Genomic DNA, 10,690 nt, shown 5'->3' with positions numbered 1-10,690 from the left:
GCGCACCGGGCTGGACGCGGAGCGCGCGCTGGGCGAGATCGGCGCGCTGCTCGGGCTGCGTGCGGGCCAGGTGCGCCTGGCCACCTCGGATGTGTTCGCCAACGAACTGGTGCCCCGGCTGTGCGTGGCGTTCCAGCGCGAGCATGCGGGCATCCGCTTCACGGTGACGGCGCTGCCCACCGCGCAGGTGCCGGAGGCCGTGCGCACGGGTGTGGCCGACATCGGCCTGTGCTTCAGCCGCGCGCCGCAGCCCGGCATCCAGGTGGCCCACCGCCAGAGCGCGCCCGTGCTCGCCATGCTGCCGCCCGGGCACCCGCTGGCCGGCGCCAGCCGCGTCAGCCTGGCGCAGATGGCCCGGTTCCCGCTCGTGCTGCCGCCGCAGGAAACCATCGTGCGCCAGATGATCGACATGGCCTGCAGCCGCCAGGGCCTGCAACTGGAGCCCGTGCTGGTCAGCAACCACGCCCGCACGGTGCTGGAGTTCGTGGCGCATGGCGGCGGCGTATCGGTATCGAGCGAAATCGCCACGCGCCATGCCGTGGCCGCAGGCGCCATCGTGGCCCGGCCCCTCGGCGACCCGGGCATGGACCTGCGCGACATTGAAGTGCAGACCCTCGCCGGCCGCGCGTTGCCCGTGGCTGCACAGGCCTTTCTGGAGCGGCTGAAGCAAGAGTTGCCGGGACTGTGACAGGCGGCAGGGCAGGCCTGCAGGATCAGGGGCCTGCCATGCGGTGCTGCAGCGCTTTCAGCACCTCGGCGTCGAGCACGCCCCGGTGCACGCTGTGCAGGGCGTCGTTGAGCAACTCCCAGGTCGGACCCTTGCCCCGCTGATCGGCAGTTTTCACATGAAACGCGTCAAGGGCTTCGAAAGGCACGGTGCGGCACGCCTCGGCCGTGATCGGCGCCTTGGCATGCAAATGCACGTAGAGCGCGGGCGCGGGCCGGCCATCCGCCAGCTTTCCCGTATCGATCTTCACTTCGAACAGGGTGCCGTGGCGGTGGTCGAGGTCGCCGTGCGATGGCAGCTTGCGGGGAGCGCCGATCCGCGGGGCCGACCCTTGCGCCTCGGCGTCAGTCGCCATGTTCAGCAGGTGCGACACATGTTTCAGGTCAGGGTACGGAAAGGTCTTGATCAGATCGGCCCCGATGGCATCGACGGACCGGTGCAGTCCCTCGATCGCCGCGATGCGCTCATTCAGCGCCTGGAGCGCGTCCGAGACCGATGGCATCCCCGCCACGCCCGCCGCCGCCAGCTGCTCGCGCCGGGCCTGCCACTGCCCCCGTACGCCGAACCATCCATCGAGCGTTTGCCGCATCTGCCGCACGGCGCTCAGCGGCTCGGTGCGCGGGTCCATCGCTGCGCTGATTGCACAAGCGTCCTTGTGCATCGATTCGGCCAGCGCCAACAAGTCGCCAGGCCCGCGCAGCCCGCCGAGCTTTGGCGCAGGGAACGTTTTCAGACGCTCCTGGGCCAGCTCCAGCACGACCGTCTGTCGCAGGGACAGCGCAGGGGCGGTCTCCTGATCCGCCTTGTTGCGCGCGAAGGCTTTGCGTGCCTTGCCCATACCGGATCGCGTGGGCCGTGTTGCGCGAGCGGAACCGGACGCGGCGGTTTCTTCCAACACCGAATCGCTCTGCGCATCGTCGTCCGGCAACGCTGCGGTTTCGCGTCGCGTCGGATGTCCCAGGAATGTGTTGCCTTCCAACAGCTTGCCAACGGTGTAGGAGACTTTGTGGGCGTTCAGCACCGCATCGCACTGCTGGGCCAGCGCGCCGACGGCGGCTACCAGCCGCTTGGCGAAGTCGAGAGCGCCGGACTGCGAAGCACCGGTTTCGGTGTCGAAGTGGCGGCTCGCGAGCACGATGAATGTCTCGGCGTGCTCACGCAAAAGCAAAGCGCCGTTTTCCATGCGGCTCACCATCGGTTGCTGCCGGGGGATGCGGGCATCCTGCAGCAGGTCGATCGCAGGGGCGTCCGACAGGTTTGCCGCACAGGTCAGCAGCGCGACGGTCTCTCGAAGAATCTCCGTGCCATTCAAGCCTTCTGCAACCACCATGCGATTGCACAATGTCCAGATCTGCTCCTTGTGCAGATCGAACGCTCTCATCCGCAGATTCGTGAGCGTGAGGATGGCCTCCTTCAAGTTCTCGGTCATCGTCGGATAGGCCTTGAGATGGGCGGGCGCACTCAGGTTTTCGATCGCCTCGGAAGTCGCACGGAGATAAGGTTCGATCGCCTCGACGGCGAGATCAACCTGACCGAGGTAGGCATGCAGGTCGCGGTCCAGCGCTGGCAGGTCCACTGGCTCCGAGCGCGCCTGGAGCATGCGTTGCGAAAGCGAGTAGCCTGCCTCGGCAGGCAATGGGGGAGGGTAGCCCACCAAGGTGGCGGCCAGCGCTGCGCGCTTGTTGTAGAGGGCCACGAACGATGTTCGTCCGTCCTCACCGGCCCGGTGAAGTTCGGTCATCTCCTTGAAGGCCGCAATGCCGCGATCTGCCGACTGAAAGGCCATCCACAACGTGCGCTGCTGTTTCTCGACCGTGACGAGCCCGCGCGTCCAAAGCTGGTCGAAAGTACGGAGATAAGCCATTGCACCGCCAACCGTCTGGGCGGCGGCCATGGCTACCTGCTTTTTTTCGTGTTTCTCAATCTGCTGTTGCTGCGCCGGCGTCGGTACCCGCTGCGCGGGCAACTGCGCACGGGGCGCAGGCGCCCCATGGCTCGCCGCGGCGCCGCTGGAGCGGGGAACAAGGCGCTCCGTCAAGTGGCTGGATGGGCTGGCCGACACGCTGGCATGCTGGTCGTCAGCGGGCACTGCCGCCTGATCCTGCACAGCGCGATGGCCACGGTCGTTCCGAGAGGTGCCTGCCGATTGCACGTGTTCGCCGGACACGGGCCTACCCTTCGAACGCGATGGGCAAGGGCTGCAAACTCATGCCTTCATGGACTTTTGCAGATCCACCAGTACCTGATCCGTCAAGGCGCCACGGTGCACTGGTCCTAGCAACGCGGCATTGAGGGCTTCCCACTTGCGGCCCAGCGCGCGCTGTTCGGCCGTTTTGACATGCACTGCCGCCAGCTCGCCGGGGGAGATATTGGCGATGGCATCGGTTCCTACCACGTTCTTGGTATGGAAGTGCACATAGAGAGGTGCCGCTGGCTGCCCGTTCGACAGTGGCTCCACAGCAAGGCGCACTTCGAACAGCGTGCCGTGGTCGCCATCCGGATCGCCGTCGGACGGCAGCTTGCGGACCGCCCCGTCCGGCACGGCCGCGCCGGAGTTCAGCAGCATGGACACATGGTTTGCCCTCGGCAGCGCGTATTGCTTCACGAGATCGATCTCGAACGCACTGACCTGCTCGTGCAAGGTCTGCACCTGTACAGCGCGCTGGGCCACCTCTTTTTGCAACTCGACCGTTTTCGGCTCCAGTTCGACGCCGGTCAAACCGTCAAGCTGTTGGCTGCGCTGGGCCCAGATGCCGGGCTGGCCGAACCATTCCACCAGCGCGCGGCGCATCATCTGGCCCGCATTGACGGGATCGGTGCCGGCGTCGAGCGCAGCCCGGATGTCCTTCGTGTCCTGCTTCATCGACGCCGCCAGGGCGAAGAAGTCGAAGCGCGCTCCGGACGGCGCCGCTGGCGGCTTGCGGAATTGGTTGACGCGTGCTTGCGCCAGTTCGATGCAGACCTGCTGCTGCACCGACAAGCCGGGCTTCGAAGCCGAGGCAGCCGATGCCCCCGATGCGGAGTGCGTGGCCTTCGCATGGCGGCGGGATTTGCGGCCGGGCCTGGACGACTGCGCCTGAGCCGCCTGATCGGAGGCCGCGGCTTCCTGCGCTGCGGCGGCGGGCTCTTCCGACTCGAGCGGAGCCTCACGCGCGGTCGTTGCCTGCCCCTCCGTAGTGAACTCATGGACGCGCTCTGCGATCTGTGGCGAAAGCTTGTACGCGTTGAGCACCTCGCCGATCTCGGTGGTCAGGAGCCGGATGCTCGCCGCCATTTCCAGCGCCGCCCTGCCGACCGGTGATGCGGCCAGGTCCTGGTCCGGCGGCAGATCCCGGGTCGCGGCCGTGAGGTGATCGTGCGCGTGGTGTTCCAGCACCTTCACGTAGTTTTGAAGCCATGCCTCCTTGCCAGGCAGGGGCCCGACGCGCGCGTCCTGCAGCAGATCCACGACGCCGCGCATGCGCACGACATCGCCGACGAGTCCTTTCTGCATTTCCCGGGTCTGGCCGGTCACGCTTTCAGTCTCGTCGGCCAGCGTCAGCATCATGATGCTCAGCATCACTCGATCCACGTGCGAATTGATGGCGATGAGCCGGCTCTCGGCCGTGCCCATGACTGCAGCCTTGAGCGTTGTTTCGGCACCGGCCGTCGATTCGAACGTTTCCCGCTTCCCTAGCGACTTCAGGGTTTCTGCCAACGCGACGGCACAAGGCTCCAGCTCTTTGAGTTGCGTATCCGTTTGCTCGATATAGCGGGTCCACAATGCCCGGGCGGTCGCCATGTCAGGATAAGAAAGAAGCTTATCCCGCAGCGGCTTGACGTCAACTTTGGGCGTCGTCATGACCAGGCGATAAGCAGCCATCGTCCGCTGCTGCTCAATAAAGACCGGAAAGAGTGGGCCGAGCTTTTGCGCCTGGCCCATCGTCAGCTTGCCCAGCGCCTCCATGGCAGCCTGGGCTCTCGGGAAAGCACGGGACGATGTGAAGCGCATGGCCGGAGCATGGGTCGCCATCGACATCCTGTCCGAGGCCGTGTGATATTGCTGGAGGAAGGGAACCGCCTCGTCGATGGTTCTGCCCGCCGCCAGGGCTGCAGGCGAAGGGCGCGCCAACGCTGTTTCCAAGACACCGCGCTGCGGGAGGGCGCTGGTTCGGGGACGCTGTGCCGCGGCGTTGGCAGAGCCACTGGCCTCCGCACCGCTGCGCGAGCGCAAAGTATCCGAAGGCCCGCCTTGGTGGACCGAGGAGCCGCGCTGCCGCCCTGCCGATGTACTGGCCGAGGGAGACGCGCCTTGCGAAGGTGGCGTGGTGGCAGGACCGGACGGTGCCCTTGCGGCATGGCCGCGACGGTTCACATTTCCTGAGGGCATGGAAAACCTTGACGAAGTCAATCTACAGCCTGAAGGATGGCTGTGGTACTGCGGAAAGACTCTCAAAACCCGAAGCAGCTCAGGGGCTGGCGAAGCCCCCTTTGCAAAGCGTGGGGGCCCGCCCAGCCCTCACGCCGTGGCTACTTCTCGGCGTGCTGCTGGCGAAACTCCCGCGCCTTGCCGAAGTGCCCGCACCCGATGAACGGCACCGGCGGGCGCAGCGCGGACAGCGGCGAAGGGTGGTTGGCGGCGAGCACCAGATGGCCCCGGTCGCCCGGAATCCAAACGCGCTTGGATTGGGCGTGCGAGCCCCACAGCATGAACACCACCGGCCGATCGCCCTCGGCCACATGGCGGATCACTGCGTCGGTGAGCTCCTCCCAGCCCTTGCCGGAATGGCTGGCGGCCTGGCCCTCTTCCACCGTGAGGCAGGTGTTGAGCAGCAGCACGCCATTTTTGGCCCATTTGGCGAGGCTGCCGCCCGGCTCGGGCCAGGCGGGAAAGGGGGTGCCCAGGTCGCGCTGCATCTCCTTGAAGATGTTGCGCAGCGAAGGCGGCAGCTGCACGCCGGGCGCCACCGAAAACGCGAGGCCCTCGGCCTGCCCGCGGCCGTGGTACGGGTCCTGCCCCAGGATGACCACGCGCACCTGATCGGGCGGGGTCAGCTCCAGCGCGCGCAGCGGCCGGGGCGGGAAGATGGCGGCGCCATCCGCCAGCCGTGCCTTCAGAAACGCCAGCAGCGCCTGCCCCCGCGCACCGGCGAAAAAGGCATCCACCAGGGGCTGCCATCCGGCCGCCACGGGCCAGTCGGCAGGATCGGCGCTGTGCAGCTGGGTGGACGGCGCCACGGAATCATTCATGCTCAAAACAGCCTCCAGCACAATAAGATCTAGGGCATATAGCTATTAATTTAATAGCATCCAGCAAACCGGTGTCAGGCGAACAGCTTGGCCAGGGCCTCGCCGGGTTCCGGCGCCCGCATGAAGGCCTCGCCGACCAGGAAGGCGTTCACGCCCGCATCGCGCATCTGCCGCACGTCGGCGGGCGAGAGAATGCCCGACTCGGTCACCAGCAGGCGGTCGGCCGGCACGTTCTTTTGCAGCGCCAGGGTGGTCGAGAGCGACACCTCGAAGGTCCGTAGATTGCGGTTGTTGATGCCCACCAGCGGCGTGCGCAGGCGCAGCGCCCGGTCCAGCTCGGCGCCGTCGTGCACCTCCACCAGCACTGCCATGTCCAGGCTGCGGGCGATGGCCTCGAAATCGGCCATCTGCGCATCGTCCAGGCAGGCCGCGATCAGCAGGATGGCATCGGCGCCCATGGCCCGCGATTCATAGATCTGGTAGGCGTCCACCATGAAATCCTTGCGCAGCACCGGCAGCTGGCAGCTGGCGCGCGCCTGCTTCAGGTAGTCGGGCTGGCCCTGGAAGAATTGCCGGTCGGTCAGCACCGACAGGCACGCCGCGCTCACCTTGCCGTCTCCCTCGGCATAGCTCTGGGCGATGTCGGCGGGAATGAAATCCGCGCGCAGCACGCCCTTGGACGGGCTGGCCTTCTTGACCTCGGCGATCACCGCCGCCTGGCCCTTGGCTATTTTTGCGCGCAGCGCCCCTTCGAAGTCGCGCGTGAGCACGCGGCTTTCCGCATCCGCGCGAATGGCGGCCAGGGACGCTTTCTTTTGCGCTGCCGCGATTTCCTCGCGCTTGACGGCAATGATCTTGTTCAGGATGTCACTCATGTCGAAAACCTTCTCCGGCTCCTAGAGCCTCTTTTGTATCGATGGACGACCGCGGCGGGCACCCGACCCTCCGCAATAGGGCCCCCCTCAGTCCGCCGCCAGCGCATGGGTGCGCGCGACGAGTTGCTCCAGCTTGGCGAGGGCGGCTCCGCTGGCAATGGCGGCGCGGGCGCGGACGATGCCGTCCGCGATCGAGTCGGCCACATTGGCGGCATACAGCGCCGCGCCGGCATTCAGGCAGACGATGTCCTGGGCCGGGCCGGGCTGGCCGCGCAGTACGCCCAGCAGCACCTCGCGCGACTGCTCGGGGGTGTCCACCTTCAGGGTCCGGTTGCTGGCCATGGCCAGGCCGAAGTCCTCGGGGTGGATTTCGTACTCGGTGATCTCGCCCTTTTTCAGCTCGCCCACCAACGTGGCCGCGCCCAGGCTGACCTCGTCCATGCCGTCGCGGCCATAGACCACCACGGCGTGCTCGGCGCCCAGCCGCTGCAGCGCGCGCACCTGGATGCCCACCAGGTCGGGGTGGAACACCCCCATGAGGATGTTGGGCGCGCCCGCCGGGTTGGTGAGCGGCCCGAGGATGTTGAACAGCGTGCGCACGCCCATTTCCTTGCGCACCGGCGCCACGTTCTTCATGGCGGGGTGGTGGTTGGGCGCGAACATGAAGCCGATGCCGACCTCGGCGATGCAGCGCGCGATGGCCTCGGGCGGCAGGTTGATGTGCACGCCCAGCGACTCCATCACGTCGGCGCTGCCGCTCTTGCTGGAGACGCCGCGCCCGCCGTGCTTGGCGGTCTTGGCGCCGGCAGCGGCGGCCACGAACATCGCGCAGGTGGAGATGTTGAAGGTGTTGGCGCCATCGCCGCCCGTGCCCACGATGTCCACCATGTGCGTGGTGTCCGGCACGTGGACCTTGTTGGAGAACTCGCGCATGACCTGCGCGGCGGCGGCGATCTCGCCGATGGTTTCCTTCTTGACGCGCAGGCCGGTCACGATGGCCGCCGTCATCACGGGCGACAGTTCGCCGCGCATGATGAGGCGCATCAGGTGCAGCATCTCGTCGTGGAAGATTTCGCGGTGCTCGATGGTGCGCTGCAGCGCTTCCTGGGGGGTAATGGACATTCCGTTTCCTCGAATGAAACTCAGGCGCCGGGACGCTCGGAGAGCGCAAGCCGGATGCCGAAACCGATGAACATCGCACCGGCCACGCGGTCCAGCCAATGCATGCCTCGCTGGATCGCACCCTGGCGGCGGGCCATCCACGCCGCCGCCAGCGCCCAGCCGGCGTTGACCGGAATGGCGTTGATGTTGAACAGCACGCCCAGCAGCACGAAGGCCCAGGCCTTGTTCTCGGTGCCCGGTGCGATGAACTGGGGCACGAAGGCCAGAAAGAAGATGGCCACCTTGGGGTTGAGCACGTTGGTCCAGAACCCGCCCAGGAACACCTTCTTCAGCGAAGCTGGCGCCGAGGGCGCGGCGCGCGCGGCGGCCAGATCGGCGCCATCGGCCGCGCCGGCAGGGGCCCTGGCCCACAGCATGCGAACGCCCATCCACAGCAGGTAGGCGGCCCCCACCCATTTGAGTGCCGTGAAGGCCGTGGCCGACGCGGCCAGCAACGCCCCCACGCCCACGGCCGCCGCGACGATGTGCACGAAGCACCCGGCCGTGATCCCGAAGCCCGCGACGAGCCCGGCGCGCACGCCGGATTTCAGCGCGTTCGTGACGATGTAGAGCACGTCCGGCCCGGGCGTGAGGTTGAGCAGCCATCCGGCCGCGATGAACAGGAGCAGCTGGTGCGTCTCGATCATGGCCGCGCCTGCAGGAAGTTGCGCAGCATGGCGTGGCCGTGCTCGGTGAGGATGCTTTCCGGGTGGAACTGCACGCCCTCGATGTCCAGCGTCTTGTGGCGCACGCCCATGATCTCGCCGTCGTCGGTCCAGGCCGTCACCTCCAGCACGTCCGGGCAGGTGGCCCGCTCGATGGACAGCGAGTGGTAGCGGTTCACCGTGAACTGCTCGGGCAGGCCGGCGAACACGCCTTGCTGGGTGGTGGTGATCACGCTGGTCTTGCCGTGCATCAGTTCCTGGGCCCGCACGATGGTGCCGCCGAATGCCGCCCCGATGGCCTGGTGGCCCAGGCACACCCCCAGGATGGGCAGCTTGCCGGCGAAGTGGTGGATGGCGGCCACCGAGATGCCGGCTTCGGCCGGCGAGCACGGCCCGGGAGAGATGACGAGCCGGTCGGGCGCCCGTGCGGCGATGCCCTCCAGCGTGATCTCGTCGTTGCGGTACACCTCGACCTCGGCACCCAGCTCTCCGAAGTACTGGACGATGTTGTAGGTGAAGCTGTCGTAGTTGTCGACCATCAGCAGCATGGCTTTGACCTCTTGAATGCTTGGGGTGCCGGGCCCGGCCCCCGTTGGGAAATGCACTCCCGTCACACGGCGCGGCCCGGTCCGGGCGCGTCCGCGGCTGCCGAGGCAGCGGAGGGAGACTTTTTGGGATGCGCGCCCGCGCGGCGCACCAGGGGTGTCAGTTCGCAGGCTTGCGCCAACGAAGGGGGAAGGGTGCCGCCAGGCAAGGACGCGGATGAGGCATGGCGGCGATTATCACCTGCCTGCCCACCCCGCAGTGCAAAGGACGGATTCGCGGGGCGCCGGCCCCTGCGACGCCTCGCAGGCGCCCCAACGAGCCCTGCGGCGCGCCGCTCTCCCGCGCCACGCCGGAGCCCGCCGCACTTCGCATGGCCGCAATCCGCATCGCATACAGAGCGTTTACATACGCTTGCCACGCGGAAAGTCGGAACCTCCGCGTTGGGTCCTGCAACCGCCCCCTTTCCGTTCCGAAAAGGCCGATTGCCGTCCAGTGCATTTCTTCATCAACTGCAAGGGGTCAATCCATGGGTGCGATAAAAAAACGCGTTCAAATCAATCGCGAAGGGCATTGAAAAGGCTGTTCAGGGCGTAGGGCAGATTGCCAAAGGCCTGGCCACGCTCGATCTGAAAGGGGCAGCGGCCGGTCTCAAGAAGCTGGGAGAGGCGGGCGGAGACATCGCCCGCGGCGCCATCAACCTCACGCCGGCCGCATTGGCGGCCAATACCTTACTGGACGGGGCGCTCGACAAGGTGCTCAAGAAGGTGCAGAGCGTCGCCCAGAAGGTGGTGGACACCGCCGTGGACAGCGTCGAGGGCGGCCTCACGAGCATCAAGAAGGGCGCCGTGGGCCTGGCCAAGGGCATTGCCAAAGGCAACCTGTCTCAGGCCCTGAACGGCATCAAGGACCTGGCGCTGGGCGCCATGGAAACCGCCTCCAATTTCGGGCCCGGCGGCATCGCCAAGAACGTGGCGCGCCTGGCGGTGGACTCCACCATCGACTTGGCCACGCAGGAGGTCACCAAGGCCGCGTCCAAGGTGCTGGACCCCAACGGCACATCGCTGCTGGGTGGCCTGGCGGTGGACACGATCGGCGCGGCCACCAGCGGCGGCCTGAGTTCCTCGCGCGCGGGCCGTTTCGCCGATGGCGAGAGTTTCCGCAAGGGCGCCAATGACCTGCCCGACACCCGCTCGCCCGGCCTGCGCCAGGACGGAGACGACCTGTCCGGCACGCGCCTGACGACCAACCGCCAGGGCGTGGACGAGCTGTGCGACACGCCTCCGACGGGCTTCCGCCAGGGCGCGCGAGACGCTGCCGAAACCGCGGCCCGCGATGCGGTCGACACGGTCGTCCAGAGCACCATCGACAAGCTGATGCTCAGCCTGCAGCAGACGCTGGACCCCAACAACGACTCGAACGCGGTCGGCACCGGCACGAACCTGGTCGGCGGTGCGTTGCAGGACGCCGCCAGCACGGCCGTGCAGACC

Annotated in this window: 8 protein-coding genes and 1 pseudogene; 2 read left to right on the top strand and 7 right to left on the bottom strand. The window is 67.2% G+C overall.

Translation table 11 applies throughout. The annotated features are described in order from the left end of the window. On the top strand, positions 1-688 hold a 688-nt coding region (locus AC27IQ_RS13840), incomplete at its 5' end, for a LysR substrate-binding domain-containing protein (protein WP_487089806.1). 25 nt (positions 689-713) lie between these two features. On the opposite strand, the gene AC27IQ_RS13835 is transcribed toward AC27IQ_RS13840, so the two are convergent. From AC27IQ_RS13835 to AC27IQ_RS13805, 7 genes are all read right to left on the bottom strand, one after another. Then, positions 714-2,816, bottom strand: coding sequence for a hypothetical protein (locus AC27IQ_RS13835; RefSeq protein ID WP_487089805.1), 2,103 nt, complete (start codon positions 2,814-2,816; stop codon positions 714-716). 117 nt (positions 2,817-2,933) lie between these two features. After that, positions 2,934-4,673 carry a hypothetical protein gene (locus tag AC27IQ_RS13830; RefSeq protein ID WP_487089804.1) on the bottom strand — a complete coding sequence of 580 codons (1,740 nt, stop codon included), beginning with the start codon at positions 4,671-4,673 and terminating at the stop codon, positions 2,934-2,936. Between the two features lie 563 nt (positions 4,674-5,236). Next, positions 5,237-5,956 (bottom strand): uracil-DNA glycosylase, encoded by a 720-nt coding sequence (locus AC27IQ_RS13825; RefSeq protein ID WP_487089803.1) that lies wholly within the window; start codon positions 5,954-5,956, stop codon positions 5,237-5,239. 74 nt (positions 5,957-6,030) lie between these two features. Continuing rightward, positions 6,031-6,831, bottom strand: coding sequence for an indole-3-glycerol phosphate synthase TrpC (gene trpC, locus AC27IQ_RS13820; RefSeq protein WP_487089802.1), 801 nt, complete (start codon positions 6,829-6,831; stop codon positions 6,031-6,033). Positions 6,832-6,918: 87 nt separating this feature from the next. After that, positions 6,919-7,953: an anthranilate phosphoribosyltransferase gene (trpD, locus tag AC27IQ_RS13815; protein ID WP_487089801.1), complete on the bottom strand. Its 1,035-nt coding sequence runs from the start codon at positions 7,951-7,953 to the stop codon at positions 6,919-6,921. Positions 7,954-7,973: 20 nt separating this feature from the next. After that, complete coding sequence (locus AC27IQ_RS13810) at positions 7,974-8,639, bottom strand: LysE family translocator (RefSeq protein ID WP_487089800.1); 666 nt, start codon at positions 8,637-8,639, stop codon at positions 7,974-7,976. Then, positions 8,636-9,205, bottom strand: coding sequence for an aminodeoxychorismate/anthranilate synthase component II (locus AC27IQ_RS13805; protein ID WP_284394222.1), 570 nt, complete (start codon positions 9,203-9,205; stop codon positions 8,636-8,638). The genes AC27IQ_RS13810 and AC27IQ_RS13805 overlap by 4 nt, the downstream gene beginning before the upstream one ends. 711 nt (positions 9,206-9,916) lie before the next feature. Between AC27IQ_RS13805 and AC27IQ_RS13800 the strand changes: the two are divergent. Next, positions 9,917-10,690, top strand: a pseudogene (locus AC27IQ_RS13800) (hypothetical protein); the annotation flags it as partial.

This window comes from Acidovorax sp. KPB24-07, assembly GCF_057543315.1.
Note: the sequence above shows the minus strand (reverse complement) of the source record. Positions and strands in the feature narration are given on the sequence as shown.